Annotated in this window: 10 protein-coding genes; 5 read left to right on the top strand and 5 right to left on the bottom strand. The window is 41.2% G+C overall.

Translation table 11 applies throughout. The features are described 5' to 3' along the window. Positions 1-103: 103 nt before the first annotated feature. The 3 genes from IPZ59_RS13350 to IPZ59_RS13340 all read left to right on the top strand — a co-directional run bounded on the left by IPZ59_RS13350 (position 104) and on the right by IPZ59_RS13340 (position 3,010). Positions 104-853 carry a DUF2092 domain-containing protein gene (locus IPZ59_RS13350; protein WP_236136549.1) on the top strand — a complete coding sequence of 250 codons (750 nt, stop codon included), beginning with the start codon at positions 104-106 and terminating at the stop codon, positions 851-853. Then, complete coding sequence (locus IPZ59_RS13345; protein WP_236136548.1) at positions 843-2,183, top strand: DUF6515 family protein; 1,341 nt, start codon at positions 843-845, stop codon at positions 2,181-2,183. The genes IPZ59_RS13350 and IPZ59_RS13345 overlap by 11 nt, the downstream gene beginning before the upstream one ends. Positions 2,184-2,251: 68 nt before the next feature. After that, positions 2,252-3,010 (top strand): porin family protein, encoded by a 759-nt coding sequence (locus tag IPZ59_RS13340; RefSeq protein WP_236136547.1) that lies wholly within the window; start codon positions 2,252-2,254, stop codon positions 3,008-3,010. On the opposite strand, the gene IPZ59_RS13335 is transcribed toward IPZ59_RS13340, so the two are convergent. Then, positions 3,007-3,657 (bottom strand): hypothetical protein, encoded by a 651-nt coding sequence (locus tag IPZ59_RS13335; RefSeq protein WP_236136546.1) that lies wholly within the window; start codon positions 3,655-3,657, stop codon positions 3,007-3,009. The two genes, IPZ59_RS13340 and IPZ59_RS13335, sit on opposite strands and share 4 nt — an antisense overlap. A 611-nt stretch (positions 3,658-4,268) precedes the next feature. Then, a complete protein-coding gene (locus IPZ59_RS13330) occupies positions 4,269-4,994 on the bottom strand; it encodes a hypothetical protein (protein ID WP_236136545.1) in 726 nt (241 codons plus the stop codon). A gap of 162 nt (positions 4,995-5,156) precedes the next feature. On the opposite strand from IPZ59_RS13330, the gene msrB reads away from it, so the two are divergent. After that, positions 5,157-5,576, top strand: a complete 420-nt coding sequence (gene msrB / locus IPZ59_RS13325; RefSeq protein WP_236136544.1) for a peptide-methionine (R)-S-oxide reductase MsrB — start codon at positions 5,157-5,159, stop codon at positions 5,574-5,576. Between the two features lie 73 nt (positions 5,577-5,649). After that, on the top strand, positions 5,650-8,877 hold the full coding sequence (locus IPZ59_RS13320; protein ID WP_236136543.1) for a S41 family peptidase: 3,228 nt from the start codon (positions 5,650-5,652) through the stop codon (positions 8,875-8,877). A gap of 50 nt (positions 8,878-8,927) precedes the next feature. On the opposite strand, the gene IPZ59_RS13315 is transcribed toward IPZ59_RS13320, so the two are convergent. From IPZ59_RS13315 to IPZ59_RS13305, 3 genes are read right to left on the bottom strand one after another with little or no spacing between them, the layout of a single operon-like run. Continuing rightward, positions 8,928-12,860 carry a DNA/RNA non-specific endonuclease gene (locus IPZ59_RS13315; protein WP_236136542.1) on the bottom strand — a complete coding sequence of 1,311 codons (3,933 nt, stop codon included), beginning with the start codon at positions 12,858-12,860 and terminating at the stop codon, positions 8,928-8,930. Continuing rightward, complete coding sequence (locus IPZ59_RS13310) at positions 12,827-14,284, bottom strand: contractile injection system tape measure protein (RefSeq protein WP_236136541.1); 1,458 nt, start codon at positions 14,282-14,284, stop codon at positions 12,827-12,829. The genes IPZ59_RS13315 and IPZ59_RS13310 overlap by 34 nt, the downstream gene beginning before the upstream one ends. Then, entirely contained in the window at positions 14,281-17,805 is a 3,525-nt protein-coding gene (locus tag IPZ59_RS13305; RefSeq protein WP_236136540.1) for a hypothetical protein, read from the bottom strand. Before IPZ59_RS13305 ends, IPZ59_RS13310 begins: the two co-directional genes overlap by 4 nt. Between the last annotated feature and the right edge of the window lie 15 nt (positions 17,806-17,820).

Below are 17,820 nucleotides of genomic sequence, written 5' to 3'. Positions count from 1 at the left end.
TAGCAAGTCAACTATCGCTTATTTAAAATTTAATCTAAATTTACTTTAACAGGAATTAAAAATCCTTTTATCACAGTATTTCAAGATTTTTGCAGCAAACATTATGAAAAAAATTGTTCTCACAAGCCTGTGTTACCTAGCTTGGCTTTTTTCTCACCTCCAAGCCCAGCAATTGGACCATCAAGCCATCCTTCTTTTGGATCGCATGAGTGACTTATTGGGCGAACTTACATCCTTTCAATTTCATGTATTCACCGCCCAAGATGAATGGATTGAAAATAAGGGTTTGACAAAAACGTTTCGTTCGCATGAAGTTTACATGGTTGGCCCTGACAAGATGCACATCCGAACTGAATCCAAACAAGGGCAATTAGGGATCTGGCATCAAGGCGATCTTTTGCTATTTTATAACCTGACTACCAATCAATATGGGTTTATCGAAACACCCGAAAATATCCCAGATGCCATCGATTTTGTCAATCAGGAATATGACATTGAATTTCCCGCAGCTGACTTCTTTTATCCAGCCTTTGCGGATGATTTGATCGAAACACATCAGATTATTAGTTACATGGGATTGGTACAGCTCGACGGGAAAGATGCGCATCATATCATCGCATATGGGGAAGAAACCAATGTACAGATATGGTTTAGTAACGATACCTTTACTCTTCCGCTTCGCTATGTGATTCACGATTTAAAATCGCCTCAGTTCTTGCAATTTGAAGGGATATTCTCAAACTGGAAACTAAATCCTGATTTGCCAAATGCACTATTTGACTTTACTGTCCCTGAAACTGCTACCCGCATGCATATGCTCTCCAAATCGTCCACCTATTCCAATGAAAACTGATATGAACTTTTCGAATCAATCCTTTAAGTTTTATGTAATAGGTTGGATAGTAACCATCCTATTTTTGGAACCTACTCAAAATTTTGCCCAACGGATGAATCATCCATCCACCGGTAGAGCCACGGGCGCAGCAGCTTCCCGTGGAGGAGCCCCGACTACCATGAATAGAGGTGCATCACCTGCTAGACCCACCGCAGCTCCGTCCAGACCAAGTACTCCGCCTACCAATCGAGGGACGATGCAGCCCGGTAGAAATCCAACTAATCAAGGAGCTAACAGACCTTCCAATCCTGGGATGAATCCTTCCAGACCCTCCGGCCCATCGCAAGGGTCTATCACAGGAGGTGCACAACGGACACAAGATAGAAGACCGAGTGCCCAACCTGGTAGACAGGACAGGTCTATTAGCGATAATCGACAACAACGGGATCGTGGAGCAAGCGACCGTGGCAACCTTGATAGAGGAAATAATTCTAGAAATGATCGCAATACTGCCGATAGAGGAAACACAGGTAATCGTGGAGATAGAAACACAAGTGGAAGTAGAAATGAAACTCTCGGAAATAGAGGAGATCGAAATACCACTGGAAATAGAGATCGAAACCCCAACACTGGTATCAACAATCGTCCAAGCAGACCAGGAGGCGGTAACAACATTAATATAGGCAACAATAATCAAATCAATGTAAATGCACGTCGAAACACATTTGTTCAGGTAAATGTCATGCACCCGATGATGATGCGTCCTCCTTTTATGTGGGGTGGATTCCGTATTTACTCCATGCACACCTTTTTTTGGTTTCCGTTTCGACCGATGTTCTGGGGTCCTATGTGGCATCCATGGGGATTCCATACTCCCATGCTTCCTCCACAAGCTCAAGTGGTCAATGTGGTCAATGAAACAAACATTATCAATGAAACTAACATCACGAATATTACCAATGTGACAAACATCATTAATGAATACCATTACGTTGATGGGGTATTTTACCAAAAAGATGATGAAGGATACGTGGTTGTACCTGCCCCTATTGGCGCAGAAGTAAAATCCATTCCAGACAATTTCGAAAAAGTTGCTGTTGGAGACAATGAATACAACCTCTATTGGGGAGGTGCTTACTTTGAGGAAACTGCTAGTGGATTTCGGGTTGTACCTCCGACAGCAGGAACATTAGTCGAAAGTCTTTCAGAGGGAGGAGAAGAGGTGAAGATTGGTGATAAAACCTTTATCAGATTTGGGGAAACATATTATCTACCGGTTCAGGTCGACGGTAAGAATATGTACGAAGTAGTCTATATTTCATCTGATGATGACGGAGAAAATTCTTAATGTATCATAAAAAATTTATTCGGAAAAAGGCCCAACTTTTAATCTATTTAATCGTTGGGCCTTCATTAATGAAAGTTATTCGAACTATACTTTTGATCCTATGCTTCCAAACGGCAAGCTATGGACAGCGAGATGCCTCCTTTGCTTACGAGACTTGGTGGGGAGTAATGACATCTACTCAAATATCTAATAAACTAGCTATTTGGAATGATGCTCACTTTGTCAATGATCTTTTTTTTATTTATCGTACAGGTCTGACATTTCACAATTTATCGGACAACTTGGTAACTACTGTGGGTTATGGCTACCTTCGACTAGGAGACCCTTTTTCTGAAGGACGACTCAAACGATCCGAACATAGACCTTGGATGCAGACCGTATATAGAGTACCCTCTACCCGACCATTAAGCACTAGCTTTAGATTTCGATACGATGCCCGGTTCATTCAAGACTTGGGTCCCGAATCATTGGTGGATGAATTTTCATTCAACCACCGTTGGAGATTCAACAATGCCATTAGGTATAACTTTGGAGAATTGGTTAGCCCAAATACACGCTTTGCAACTGCTTTCCTAAATGAATCGCTTTTCCGTACAGGACCTGGCACAGGAGGTTTTCGATACGAACATCGAACTCACTTATTAACACAATTGACCAAAGGGAACTTTACGTACTCTTTAGGCTATGTCATGCGGTACATCCCTCTCAATGCAGAATCCATCCGTATCAATCATGGTCCTGTGTTTTGGTTATCCATTAACCTCAATGCCATGAAGAACCGGAAAACCCAAACATTTGAGGAATTTCCAAGTGACCATATCCATTAAGAGGTTTTCAACACCCCCTCTTCCAGCATTCTTAACAATACGATTTCTGAAAACTCAGAGGAGAACTTCTCCATTGATCGAGGATTCAATGTACGTGATTGCGCAGACCAAATAAGGAGTTCTGAGGATGTATCATAAACATTGATTTCTATAAAATATTTTCGATCATTGACGATGTGGCCCGGAGTCATCATCATGGGATGATTCCAACCCCAAAAACCTCCAAAATTCGCCCCTGCTCCCCACGCACCCGGTCCCATCATCATGGGTCCTCCCATCATCATATTACCTGGAATGTAACGCTGTTCATTTTGTACATCTACCAACGAAACCGTCATAATGGCATCTTTATTATCTTTTCGAATGGCTTGAATCATTTCATTTTTGGTCAAATCCGTACTATTCCAAAAATTAGGTGGAATAACCCGATTACTAGCCGTAGACTCAATACCGAGTTTTAATAATTTACCGTGAATATCATCTTCCAAAATTTGTCTCTTGGTAATATCTCCGATGACTACCGCTATAAATATGTTATCGTAACCCGAATAATTTTTATCGGGACTGGTCCAAGTTCTGGTAACCTTAGTGGATGGAGAACAGGCAGCAAAGGCCAAAATCAAAATTGCTAAAACGATTTTTTTCATGAGATATTAGTTATAAAACGGTACCAAAATATAATTTTATTTTGATAAAAATCAATTTTATAAAAAATTTATTATGTATACCCGTTTTCACTCCAACAACTGCTTATAATACTGTGTAAAGCTTTTTTAAATGGACGTGGAGGATGTTTACACACCTTGGTTAATTATCCGCATGATATAGTCCAAACATTCACATACTGGTATTATCACGGGTAATCAAAAAATGTAATTTGCCTACAAAATCTCAAACAGTAGATGTGAATATTATTGAAGCGGTTAACCTGAAAAATTGAAAGTGTATATATCTCCCAGGTTGCTTCCTAGTAAGCCCTCTCCCCATTAAAAATCTTGAACCCAAATCTAATTATAAAAAAAAGTAATGCTTTTCATAGAAAAGTTAAATATATATTTATGCATCAATCTGTAACCTTCAGTTTAGAAAACCTGTAAATATCCCTTGTAAGCATCAATAGGTTAATGCTGGAAAAGTCCTGACTATCTCAAATATTATTGGTTTAGCTTCGTTGGTGGTACTTTTAGATAGTCAGGCACCACATTCTATTTGTTTGGGACTAACAAAACAGGTAAAATCCGACTCTTTGGGTCGGATTTTATTTTTTATACTCTTGTGGAGCCAAGCGATACCGTGTTCTTGATTCAAGAAAGTTGATCAATAAACGCTCCACTCCTTCATAGTCCATATCTAAAAATTGATGATCCCGATTAGCCAAATTGAATTCAATGATCAAATCATCCATATCTTGATCAGAAAGACGGAATTCTTTTTTGAGTGTTTGCATCACAGAATCTGACTGAATGAGCCGCAGATAATCTTCTTGCCTCGCTAAAAAAGCGAGTTTACGGGCATATTCACGCTTCTGACGTTCGGACTTCATAAAATAAGAAATCGGACCATCAATGGTGAAACCTGGTGATAATCCATCATTACCAGAGACTCCCTTGTATATTTTCCCTGGGCCTGCTGGTCGATCACTGAGTCCGCGCATAGTACTCTGATTTCCTGCTCTGAAAGGAATAACAATAGCCTCCCCATACACATCAAATCGCGGCAACATGCGAGCATCCAAATAAATATCGGTAAGGATATGGGTGTCTTTTCCTACGACCAACTTCTTAGCAATAAAGCTAGGACGAAAAAAATACAAACTATCCCCTCTGACTGCTTTAACCTTGAAATATCCCCGTTCATTGGTCATACTACTATCCTGATTACTCAGGTTTACCACCCACACTTTCTCCAAAAAACCCCGATCGGTCCCATCTATCACATTGCCAGTAATGTATTGCGCCTGAAGCTGAGATGCAGCAAGTAGCATAACTAACCCACACGAAAGGAACACCATTCTTTTCATAGCTGAAAATTACGATTCACTGACCATTAAAAAAATTACCCTGCGTTAAAAGATATTAAGCTGTAAATTGTACCAACAAAAAGATGGTATTTGAAGTCTTGTATAGGAATCACAACAATTAGAAAAATGAAAAAGAAATCACCTAAAACTTACGAAATACAAAAACCAGAAGAAGAATGGAGGGAAATACTCGATCCAGATAGCTATCATATTCTTCGAGAAAAAGGAACAGAACGCCCCTATACAGGCAACTACTACTTAAATAAGGACAGTGGTATATACGAATGTAAAGCCTGTGGGAATGAAATATTCCACTCTAGCTCCAAATATGATAGCGGATGTGGATGGCCATCTTTTACTGAACCCGTGCGACCAGATGCTATCGATGTACAAATGGATTACTCCCACTTCATGATACGCGAAGAAATTTTGTGTGGCAAATGTGGTGGCCATTTGGGTCATCGATTCCCAGATGGTCCAAAGGATAAAGGCGGAATTCGTTATTGTATCAATTCTGTTAGTATGGATTTCAAAAAGGAATCTTGATATTTTAACCCGCGGTCAAACTATTCTCAATAGATAAATTATATTGTATTCAGTTATCAACCCAATCTACCCTATGAAAAATCTTGTGCTAGTTGCCTTGCTCTTCCTCGTGCTTACGTGGGAAGGTATGGCTCAGGGAAGCATGTTGCTTCGAGAACCAACCATCTCCAAAGATTACATTGTTTTTGTTCATGCCAATGATCTTTGGAGAGTACCTAAATCTGGAGGAGATGCTATCCGATTGACCAGCAATGAAGGAGCTGAAAATCGCCCACATTTCTCTCCTGATGGTACATACATTGCTTTTACTGCTCAATATGACGGTAATACCGATGTGTATGTAGTTCCAGTTGAAGGAGGTGAACCTAGACGTTTGACTTGGCATCCAGGTCCTGATTACGCTGCAGGATGGACACCAGATGGAAAACATGTGTTGTTTACATCTGCTAGAGAAAATGTACCTACCAAAGAATCTAAATTCTATAAAATCTCCTTGGATGGTGGTATGGAAGAGCCTTTGATCATACCGAGAGCAGTAAATGGCCGCATTTCTCCTGATGGAAAATTGATCGCCTATCAGCAAATCGCCTTTTGGGATCCTGAATGGAGAAATTACCGGGGAGGACAAGCAAAGCCCATTTGGATATTGGATATGGAGAGTTACGAACTAAAAATGACTCCCCAAACAGACAATGAACGTCATACACAACCCATTTGGCACGGGAATAGGGTCTTTTTCCTTTCTGAGCGAGACTTTGCAAACAACATCTGGTCTTTCGAACCTAGTTCAAGTACATTGAAACAAGAAACTTTTCACAAGGATTTTGATGTCAAAAACTTGGATTCCAATGGAGAAGAAATTGTATATGAACAAGGAGGTTATCTACATATCTTAAATCCTTCTACAGGTTTGACCAAGCAATTGAATATCTCTGTAAAAGGTGATTTCCACTGGGCTCGGGAGCGTTGGACAGATGTAGCTGGTCGCAGCTTGATCAATGCATCACTTTCTCCTTCCGGACAGCGTGCACTCTTTGAATTTCGTGGTGAAATCATCACAGTACCCAAAGATAAAGGTGATGCCCGCAACTTGACAAACTCCTCAACGACCGCAGAAAGAGCACCTATTTGGTCTCCTGATGGTCAAAAGATTGCATGGTTTTCGGACGCTAGTGGCGAATATCAACTCATCATCAGTGATCAAGAAGGTATCCAAACAAAGGCTATCGAACTTCCAAAAAGTACCTTTTTCTTTAGACCCGATTGGTCTTCGGATAACAAACACATTGCCTTTACGGATACCGATTACACTATCTGGATTGTAAATATTGAAACAGGAACTGCGAAAATAGCCGATATGGATCGCTTTGCGCATCCTAACCGCAGCATGAATCCGGTTTGGTCGCCGGATGGTAAATGGATCGCTTATTCCCGCTTATTGGATAATCAATTCAAAGCGATTTTTGCCTATGAAGTGAGTAGTGAAAAGAAAATCCAGATCACAGATAGCATGGCCGATGCGATTTCACCTGTTTGGGATGCTAATGGACAGTATTTGTACTTCCTTGCTTCTACTAATTTTGGATTGAACACCGGTTGGTTAGATATGTCGAGTTATGATAGACCGGTAACAAGAAATCTGTATGCAGCCGTACTCTCCAAAAATGGCAAGTCTCCTTTTCTGCCAGAAAGTAACGAAGAGGAGCCTAAAAAAGATGAAAAGAAGGAATCTTCCAATGCTGTGACTATTGACGCGGACGGAATATGGCAACGAATCATTGCTGTGGATATTCCGGCAAGGGATTACACTGCTTTGGTAGCAGGACCTGAAAATTATGTCTTTTACATGGAATCAGTTCCCAACCAATCAGGTGTAACCTTGCATCGATACAACTTCAAAGAGCGGAAATCTGAGGTACACATGAGCGGTGTTGCTTTTGCGAACGTATCCCACGACAGGAAATCTTTATTGTACCAAGCGAATGGAAATTGGGGAATTGTAGAAACAAGCGGAGGAGGCAAAAAACCAGGAGATGGAAGCTTAAAAGCCTTGAATGGATTCAAAATCAAAGTTAATCCAAAACAAGAATGGGAACAAATCTACCGGGAAGGCTGGCGGTATCAGCGGGATTTTCTTTACGTAGACAATGTACACGGAGCTCCCTGGGATGAAATTTATGAGTGGTATAAGCCGTGGGTAGCCCATGTGAAGCATCGCTCAGATATGAATTACATCATTGATATCTTAGGTGGTGAAGTGGCGGTAGGTCATAGCTACACATCCGGAGGGGATTTTCCGCGAGTCAGCTCTGTTAGCATCGGACTTTTAGGTGCTGACCTTACGGTTGTTAATGGAAAATATCAAATCAGTAAAATTTACAACGGTGAAAATTGGAATCCAACCTTACAAGCTCCTCTCGCAGTTCCAGGTATTGAGGTAAAAGCTGGAGACTATATTTTGGCTGTCAATGGAAACACCTTAGATCCAGCTATTAACTTCTTTAGTTATTTTGAAAATACAGCTGGCAAACAAGTGAAGTTAACAGTTGCTTCCAATGCCAATGGAACAAATGCCCGAACCGTAACCGTTGTCCCTGTTGCCAATGACAGCCAATTACGGATGATGGATTGGGTGGAAGGAAATCGAAGAAAGGTTGACGAACTGTCGGATGGTAAGCTAGCTTATGTGTATGTCCCTAACACGGGTCAAGGAGGATACACCTATTTTAACCGCTATTATTTTGCGCAGCAAGATAAAAAAGGTGCTGTCATTGATGAAAGAAACAATGGCGGTGGCTCAGCAGCTGATTACATGGTTGACATTATGGCAAGAGAGCTTCATGGCTATTTTAATAGCCGTGCCAATGACAGAAAGCCCTTTACTACACCTATGGCTGGCATCTGGGGTCCAAAAGTCATGTTGATCAACGAACGGGCTGGTTCAGGAGGAGACCTGCTCCCCTATTTATTTAGCAAAATGAAAATAGGCCCATTGATCGGTACCCAAACATGGGGTGGTTTGGTAGGAACATGGGATACACCTCCCTTCATAGATGGCGGCCGAATGGTCGCTCCAAGAGGGGGATTCTTTGATGTAGATGGTGAATGGGCTGTTGAAGCTGTGGGGGTAAAACCGGATATCTCAGTAGAACAAACACCATTAGATGTCATCAATGGGCGGGATCCGCAACTCGAGCGGGCCGTACAGGAAGCACTGAAACTGATGGAAACACAAGGGGTAGAACTAAAATCAGAGCCAAAAGCCCCTATCCGCTACTTTAGACCTGCAAAAGATAATTGATTCAAAAATAGCTTAACTAAAAAGCCACGGGATTCAATCCTGTGGCTTTTTTATTTTTGCATATTATCCAGTATTTCTTGGTACTTTTTGTCCTCCATGATGCTTGCTCCAAACAATGGTGAGGTGTATTCCACACGCCTAAACTGTCCAGGGATTTCTTTGATATCTTTGTTGATCTCAGTTTGCATTTTTTCCATAAGCGTCTTTTTCGCATCAGGATCATTCTTTGCCAAGGGTTCTTTTTCAAATTCTTTTCGTAGAAATAATTCTAAATTTGATTCTTTTACTTCCCGAATTATAGCCTTTACAGTAAGATTATACTTTTGAACTTTAGAAAAAATCCCCGCCTTTTCATTCTCAACGTTCAACATATCCACTACGTTGTAAGTGGGTGATGATGGATAGATATTCAAGGCACTGTTGCGACCCGACCCGCCAAAACGATCACCAATCAAGTGTGCATTATGGAAGCCATACTTGGCCGAGTCCGTTTGTCCACGGGGATTTCCCTCGGGTTTGAATACCAAATCTTTCCCTTCCACTTTCCGTTCCTGCTCCTTGAATGGAAGCTCTTGGGTTAACTTACCAAAAGTAATCCCAACAGTAAAACTTGGACCCGATTGCCCATCAAAAGTTTTGGTAGTGTAGGAAGACTCATACCCTCCTTTGACAGTTTTCATACTAATCGAATCGGGTACATAGTTTTTGTGTACATAGCCTGATTCATCTGCCAAAACTAATTTTCCGTTGACAATACATAATTTTTCAAAATTTGCCTCTTTCATTCCAGGAGATCTTCTAATAGTGTACACATCAACCGACACTCCATTTTCATCTTTGGTTGATTTGGCTACATTATAAACCGGCTTGCTATCATGCATATTTTCTTGAGCATTTACAGCAATCAGGAAAGGTTTGATATCCCCCGTTTCGGTCAACACTGATTGATTCAAGTACTGCGTGAGCAAAGGAAGCCCATTAGGATTACTGCTTTGATCTCCGTCTACTTTTGCCCCACCCGTGGTACCCTCAGAACCTTTCCAATCGTACTTCCAAACACCTCCATCCTGCCTCGGGGTGATGGACTTAAAGACCGGGTGATTTTGCTTGGTTTTATGCGCTACTTCATTAGCTTGATCAGATGTAAGTTTACCATTGCCATCTTGGTCTTGTCTTCGCTCCTCCTCTTTCATATAACTTATTCCTGCATCGATTTTTTTCTGCTTTTCAGGATCATTTTTGGACTCTTTTTCACTACCAAGTCCAATTTTTTGCAAGAAGCTCTTGCCCAACTCCTTGATTTTAACCCACAAAAATGTAATGCCCTGAGCTACACGCTGCTGAATCTGTGTAATGATCCCGATAACCTTCGATGCCAAACTACCGATTCCCAATAAGTTGGCCAAGAATCCAATAACCACAGGAACTGCATTGGCCAAAGCATTTTCAATGGCATTGGCCACCGCAGAGATGCTACCACTTGCCACTGCCCGAACACTTTGAATAAATGCGCCCACCAACGTCATAATTTGAGATGCTTTTTGTACAAAAAACGTAACCACATCAATGATCGTCATAGCCGCTTTAATGAATGCACTGGCTGGAGAGAGCACCCCCATCAGCCAACGAAGGCCTGCACTGATGACCGTATCCCGAACCATCGTTTTGATACCTTCAATAACTGTTTCTTTCAGATCATTAAACTGCCCTTTGATGTATTCCCATAGCCCGGTTAATCCTTCATTTTTTAGAATCATCAAAATTTCAAAACCTGTTTCAAAAGCCTGCATGACAGGTTCTCCAATGACTTTGACGCCAATGGCACGAACTCGGTCCCAAGTAAATCCTAGAATTTGGCTGACTAAGGAAAAAATCCCCTTCAAAGAGAAAATATCCTCTGGCAATGTAATCCCGGCCCCTCCCAAGGTACCTGTCAGCCAACCAATAAGTCCAGCCTGCAGATGCGACAAGAAATTTCTTCCAAAATTTTCGAGTCCTGAGCGAACACCGCTTACCAGATTATTGAGGAAACTGATTGGATCTTTGATGATAGTATCTACTACGTCTGCCACAGCACTGAGCAAATTCAGGAACATCTCTTTGAGTGCTCGAATGACTTCCACTACTTCGCTCATGGCATCCATCGCTTTACTAAAGAGTCCCTTATTTTCAAGTTTCATTTCCTCAATACGTGCATCTACGGCTTGTAAACTTTCCATGTATTGATTGGCCAAACTATCAATGAGGGCCTGTTCTTTGGCTTCCACATTATTATCTAGCTCATTGAATTGCCCCTGTATTTCCAATGCTGCTTCTGCGCCCAAAGCTTGAAGATTAGTCGGTAGGGATGCTACAAAATTGGCAACTTCCACTCGCCCCTCTTGTATAGTGCTTTTGGCTTTGGTCAATTCAGCTGCTACAGTATTGGCAATTGGATCGAGGGCTTGATCAATGTAATCGATATAAACCTTTCTTCCTTCGGTAAAGAATCGATTGACCTCGTCTGGAATACCTGCAAACTTATCGTAAACCCAGCGAGCGGCACCATCCACACCTGCATAGCGCTCTGCCTTATACGCCCGCATTCTTCGGGCCACATGCGCTTCAAATAGTTGTTTTCCTGTCGAAGCAGCTTTCGCAAATAACTGGGTAACCTTTTCTTCTAAAGCATGGAGAATATCCTCTACCTTGGTTTTGGTTTGCTCGTAGATAGCATCTATTTCAGAGGCTATCTTGGCCCGCTCCGCAGAATCATTGCTTGCGGTCTGTTCTTGCTTTTGAGTCAATGCTTGCGCCGAAGTCAAACGGTCACCATCAATGGTTGCCAAATGATTTTTACTTTTTGATTCGGCTGTTTGCTTGGCTTGATTTAAAATTGAATTTTCCTGATCCCTAAAATCAGCAGGGGCAAGTTCTTTATGTGCTTTTGCTTCTTGCAAGGAATCCAAAGCAGCGGAAAAAGAAGGTTCATTTGCTTTCGAAAGTTGTTCCTCCGTTACCTGATTGGATTCCATCAGATGCTGAACTTCCATCAGATTGTCCTGAAGAGGAGTGTGCACTGCTGTATCTGATTTGGATAGAGGCATGGCATTTCCCGCTCCTAGCTCTCCCGGTAGTGGGAGAAATTCTGGATTTGGAATCGCCTCCACGGTACGTTCCACCACAGAACCTACATCTGGATCTGCCTGACTAGTAGCAGAAATAGGGCCAGCCGCTTGCTCCTGTTCTTGATTGACTCGTGTGGTAGCCTGCTGTTGAATTTCGGTCAAATTATTATGACTTTCAAAGCGGGTTGCTTCATCTGGATTTCTTGGCAACTGCATTTGGGCAATCTGAGCCATCAATGCGGCCTTAAAGCCTGCAGCATCAAATTCATTAGGCTCTTGCCCTGCCATCGCTTCTACCTGATTGGCCTGTGCGGACCCTAGCCTCTCATTGGCAGCTAATGGAGCACCTCCTTGTGCACGTGCGACTTCCACAGTAGGATCATTTTTGGCGGTGGCATGTTTGGAGGCTTTCTGACTATTCTCCACCATCGCTCCAAAATTGGGATCATCGAGAGGATTAGTGCGTGATTCGTTAACGTTTGTACTCCCAGATGCCGAAATAGGCTCCATTGCAACTCCGAGTTGGTTAACACTATCGCTTTCTATAGGGTCAAAAAAATCACTTAGATCAACCTCTTTGGTATCAATAAAGGAATTAGAAGAATTAGGATGGACATAAGAAGGATCTATCATGCCTTCCTTTTCTCCATCAGCTGGCTTTACAAACAAATCAGAGGAGGCTAAAAATTCACTCGACTGATCCAGTAAAGTTGGTGAAGACCAATCTAAGGAAGCATTCCATGCATTATTTGAATCCAATATGGCTTCTTTCTGCTGCCTAGCTACAGATTTTTTCTTTGATGTTGGCTTTTCGATATGTCCTGAAATAGCGCCCATCAATGCTACCAGTTTACGTACAAGGTTTGCTTCATCCAAGGAAGCTTAATCACCGAAATACCCCAAGGCAAGGAATCCATGAGAAGATCTTGAGCTTTTCGTTCTACAATGAGTTTGGGTTTTTCCAATTCTAGTTTCCCTTCTCTTTGAATAAACATTTCACGTAAGCCTTCCAAGCTTGTTGATTTTAACCGTTGCCAGTGCTGAATGATGGATCTTAATAGCTTCTCTCCTTCTTCTTTTTCGTAGGCTTCCAGTTGGATAAATCGGTCTATGGGATAATCTATGGGTAAGCCGCAAAAGACCTTTTCCAAAATCAATGCATGCTCCATGGTATTGGTTTTTCCAAAGGATAAAAAATGGAGTGCATACACTGCTTTGTCAATCTTGTGTTTGAGAATCTGTTGATGATCATTCAAAAATCCTAAAGTCCTGAAATACTGCACAATAAAAGGATGAACAATCGATAAACCTGCATTGCTTACATAAAGCATTTGATGGGGTACTTGCTCAAGAAAAAGTGATGGGGATTCTTCTTTAGCAGCTGTCTCTAATAGTATTTTTTCTTCCTTACCTTTGGTTACTAAAACCTTTTCAAGCCTTTTCCCCATAAGAACATTCCCAAAAACACCTAAGTCCGTAGCTTGATGAAGAAGAAATTTCCGTTGATCCTGAGAAGTCATCGGACGTTTTATTCCCAATCTAAGAGCGCGGCTAAGGGTCCTAAACTCATGCGAACCAATGGCTTGAAAAACTTCTCTTAAAGGCCAAAGGATGGTTTGTGTGGGTTGAGGGTAATACCAGAAAGCATAATAAAGTAAACTCCAGTAAGCTAATCGGTTTTCTATACTGCGTTTTTTTAACAGACCATGGATATTGGATTCGAACGATGAAACAGGTTGACCAAAATTCAAAACACGTAATAGCAAGCGGTCATCGAGCTGCTTTACAAAACGTTCGAATGTATGGGGATTTTTGATAAAGAGAAGATTCAATTGCTTGACTAGTTGCGTACCTTCTTTGGTTTTGATGGAAGAATCAAAAACATTAGTTAATTCAAGCTCTAAATCAAAACTTCGAGGAACATACCAAGGAAGGCTTCCATAGGAAAGAAAAAAAGGAAGAATTTCAGCTAAGGATATGGGCTGTACTGCAGGAGTCTCGTCCTCTTTTTCATTTAATATGGTGTCTAATTGCAGTCGTAGATTGGTTTCCAGTGCCTGTAGCAGATTGAGTGAATTGCCCTGTTGAAGAAGCTGTTGAGGTACTGTCAGATTTAAATTGACCTTCGATAACTGAATTCTCGCTTCAAATGCATAAGACTGCAATAACTTTTCTAAGAGCGGCAGAATGTATTGGTGTACAAATCGCTGCGAGTACTTCATCAATTGCTTGGCTGTCAAGCTCGATACCATCTCCAACTCAAATTCTAGCTTTTGAATTACAACTGTTTCCTCTTTCATCTACGGGTTCTTAAGATTCTTAAAACAATAAGTAAATGAATGAGTAAAGGATCTGAAGAAGGATCGAACCCTTGCTTGGTTCTAAATTCAACAATACTTTGAAGCTGGGAAACCGTTTGCTGTAAATTATTAAGAATCAAAGGCTCTTTCAAAACTGTTTCCAATAGCCTGAATAGGTCTATCAAATCCTTTTCAAACTCCAATAATACCTTTTGATCTGCGCATCCCAGCATGGCATAAAGCATCTGCATACTAGCTACCAACATAGATGCAATCAAGTTTGCTTCACTTTGATTTGTACTTCCAGATAAGTGTTTTAGAAGTACCTCTATAGATCCCCTTGTTTTAAATAGTTCTGGGAATGTTTTTCCTGAAACAAAAGATTCAGGATCTTTTTCATACACTTCTACTGCATTCAATAGTGCCTGTAAATCGTTTCTCACTTCTCTTGGAGCAAATCTACTACTCAGCAATCGAGCTAGTTGTGCCTTCAGCTCATTTAGGCTATTCAAGGCTAGTTTTGTACAGTCGCCCTCACCACCTACTATTGACTCTGGTTCAAACTCAAGTTCATGACTAAATTCTCCACAAGGAGTTGAAACAGTCAGTTGTACTAAATTTCGACCATTTCCCACTGATTTAAGCTCTAATTTTTCAAATGTATGAGAGTCTACTACCTGACCATTCAATGTCCATTCAAATTTTTCAGTTGAACCAGAAACGGAAGCATGAATTAAATGCAGGGATGTTTCCTTATCAAATTCGTATTTCAAGTTGATAAGGGGTATTTCCCGAATTACAATGACTTTTTCAGAGGACTCCCCTGCTACCACAAACCGAATGGCATTGCCAAAACCAACGAAAGAAGGGGTCAGGATAAGTTCTGTCCCATTAATGGAAGCACCTGCAATCGAGCTTGCCAATTGAACAGCTGTTCCTTCGGGTTTCACTGTAAATGGAATTGCCACAGTTGCACGAGATTCTTTGCAAAACTCTTCCGCAATAGTAAACTCCGTTGCTATGGGTAGCTCCTCTTCGATTATGGGAGGGGTCACCATCATGGCAATCGAGAGCCCTTTGGAACAGCATAGATATGGAAGAGCAAAATCAGCAACAACACGGTTGGTTTTCAAATCAAAGACTACAACAAAAGTCCCTCCATTTGGAACTCCCGCAAAATGCTCCAAACCCGGATGTTTGCGTGCAAAGTTTATAAAGCTTAATTCTTGAAGAATCCGTGCTTTCCGAAGCAATGTCTCTGAAAAAATTGCCTTTAAGAAGTCTCCAGCACAACAATTTTCTTTCAAGCGACTCAAGACAGCAACATATTCATCTTCGAATCCTTGTCGCTGATACTTTTTCTCAGGATCATTCAAAAGCCCTGAGATAAAGTTAGCAACCGTCTGTGTCAACTGACATAGTTCATTCAAGGCATTTTCAAAGGCAGTAAGACGATCTGGTGAAATTTCATTCAGATGATTGGGAACTCGGTTAAGTAGCGCAGCTATCGCAGCAAGTAGCCGTGTAGGATAGGTGATGCGTAATTGGCGATCAGTTGTATTCCATTGACTGAGATCAGGTATAGCATTTTTTATCTCTTTATCAAAATTTGCAGCCATATCATTCACGGATAGGTTGCCGACTACGCCTACAGGTTGAAACACACTTCCTATATCATTGGCATTTTTTGAAAATTTGATTGCCTCCTTACTTAAATCTTTGTGATAGACTGCTTTTACTGGCTCCGCACTGATCGCTGTCGTGCCAATAAAACTTAGCAAGTTAAAGCCTTCCACTTTTGTAGATACAGGTTCTTTTTTCGGCTCTGGCTGTACCATAGATTCTAGTATTCTCATGGTTTCATCGGAGAGTTTAAACCCTTCAACATCAACCCTCCCAACTTCAGCGACACCGATGGTTAAGTCCCGAATATCCAATAAATCGCTAAATCTACTGTGCCCTCCGTTTTGTTCTTTACTGAAACCCGTAAGAAAAGAAGTAGCCAAACTAAACAGACAGGCTTGTTGGTCTCTCCAGGTGACTAGCATCGTCTGTAGATCCTGAAAAAAAGTCGGATACTCATCAAAATCAAATTTGTCTGGAATTCCCGAATTGCTTAAGCAAACAATATCGAAATTCAAGCCATATTGAACTTTCTTTGCTTGCAATACTTGCAAGACCCCACTAGCCCAATTTTTATTTCCGATCCCTTCTATTCTAAAAAAGTCTTTACCCGTCAAGTCAGCCGTTAGTCGGTTTTCGGAATTTTCGCTGGATAAGGTCGTTTCAGAGTCCCCAAAACTCCAGTTGGTTAGAAGATTCTTATTTAATCGGTAATACCTAGGAATGGCTTTTTCCCCGAGTATCCTCGATATCTTTGAAGGCCGAATTTCTACAGGCAAACCTGTATCTCCTTGGTATGCCTGGGTAAGTGCGTGAAAACGATTAACCAAAGATTGTATGCGATGTCTCAGCGTTGGTTCAGCAGACAATGCCGAAGATTTGTAAAACCTGTGCCTAAAGATTTGATCCTGAAGCCCTCCCAGCAATAGATGCTTAGGAAAAGCCGCTGGATCTGGATTGCAAACTGCATCCCATGCCAAAGCTGCTTTGCGCAATTCATTGTAAGTAGACACTAAGTCTAACAAATAATCATAGTCATATTGAGAATAAGCAGTGGATGTTTCTCTCAAAAAATTGTTCCTACGCATCATCTCAGGAACTACTATTCCTAAATCCACGAGGTAATTAAACACTTTTAAACTAGATTCAATAAGGGCAGGCAATGTTGCAGCAATGGCAGATCTATAAGCCGTCAATCGAAAGTTATTTTGAATTCCTAGTAAGCTTGATGCAGTCACCCGCGGTACATGTATTGGCTCTGTTTTTTCCAAATTAATCCTCTTACTGTGGTACAGTTGAAAAAGAAAATCCTTTGGGACCAATGTGTTTTCTACATCCTTGGCATGAATCAAAAAATAGCGAAAATTAAACACTTCAGGAATTCCCTGACTGTCGCATGAAGTATCGTTGCATACATCGTAAGGCTTGGTGAAATGCTCTAGGTACAGAACCACCACAAAATCATGGATTGCTATGGTGTTTAATGCCTGTGCTTCAGGAAAACTTTTGGCATCCTCATCAGTCAATAATTCCAGCAGAGGTATTTCCGCATTACTTTTTATAAAAGGTGTATATCGAACTCTATGATTATTGAAAGGCCTGCAAGCTCCAAACGAGATTGAAGAAATGGCAATAGGAGATTGATTGGGAGTATAGATCTTAGATCGGATTTTAATTAAATCACCATCTGTCGTCAAGCCTGTTCCTTGAGTTATCATCAACCGCCCATTTCGAAAAGAAAGCTCAAGGCCACAAATGATCCCAGCGCCAGTCAGTGAAAGCCTGGACATCCTATCCTGGGAATCCAAGTACTGAATCAATAAATTCAACTGCGCAGCTGTCAGTAATTGATTGTCTGCAAAGGATTTATATCCGGTAGGAATGTCTTGAAGTTTCATAACCTTACTGTTTTA

The organism is Mongoliitalea daihaiensis (assembly GCF_021596945.1).
GTDB lineage: Bacteria > Bacteroidota > Bacteroidia > Cytophagales > Cyclobacteriaceae > Mongoliitalea > Mongoliitalea daihaiensis.
Note: the sequence above shows the minus strand (reverse complement) of the source record. Positions and strands in the feature narration are given on the sequence as shown.

Excerpts from the sequence above, each read along its gene's own strand:
- IPZ59_RS13350 (WP_236136549.1), top strand. The coding sequence starts at position 104 with ATGAAAAAAATTGTTCTCACAAGCCTGTGTTACCTAGCTTGGCTTTTT.
- IPZ59_RS13345 (WP_236136548.1), top strand. The coding sequence starts at position 843 with ATGAAAACTGATATGAACTTTTCGAATCAATCCTTTAAGTTTTATGTA.
- IPZ59_RS13340 (WP_236136547.1), top strand. The coding sequence starts at position 2,252 with ATGAAAGTTATTCGAACTATACTTTTGATCCTATGCTTCCAAACGGCA.
- IPZ59_RS13335 (WP_236136546.1), bottom strand. The coding sequence starts at position 3,657 with ATGAAAAAAATCGTTTTAGCAATTTTGATTTTGGCCTTTGCTGCCTGT.
- IPZ59_RS13330 (WP_236136545.1), bottom strand. The coding sequence starts at position 4,994 with ATGCTACTTGCTGCATCTCAGCTTCAGGCGCAATACATTACTGGCAAT.
- msrB (WP_236136544.1), top strand. The coding sequence starts at position 5,157 with ATGAAAAAGAAATCACCTAAAACTTACGAAATACAAAAACCAGAAGAA.
- IPZ59_RS13320 (WP_236136543.1), top strand. The coding sequence starts at position 5,650 with ATGAAAAATCTTGTGCTAGTTGCCTTGCTCTTCCTCGTGCTTACGTGG.
- IPZ59_RS13310 (WP_236136541.1), bottom strand. The coding sequence starts at position 14,284 with ATGAAAGAGGAAACAGTTGTAATTCAAAAGCTAGAATTTGAGTTGGAG.
- IPZ59_RS13305 (WP_236136540.1), bottom strand. The coding sequence starts at position 17,805 with ATGAAACTTCAAGACATTCCTACCGGATATAAATCCTTTGCAGACAAT.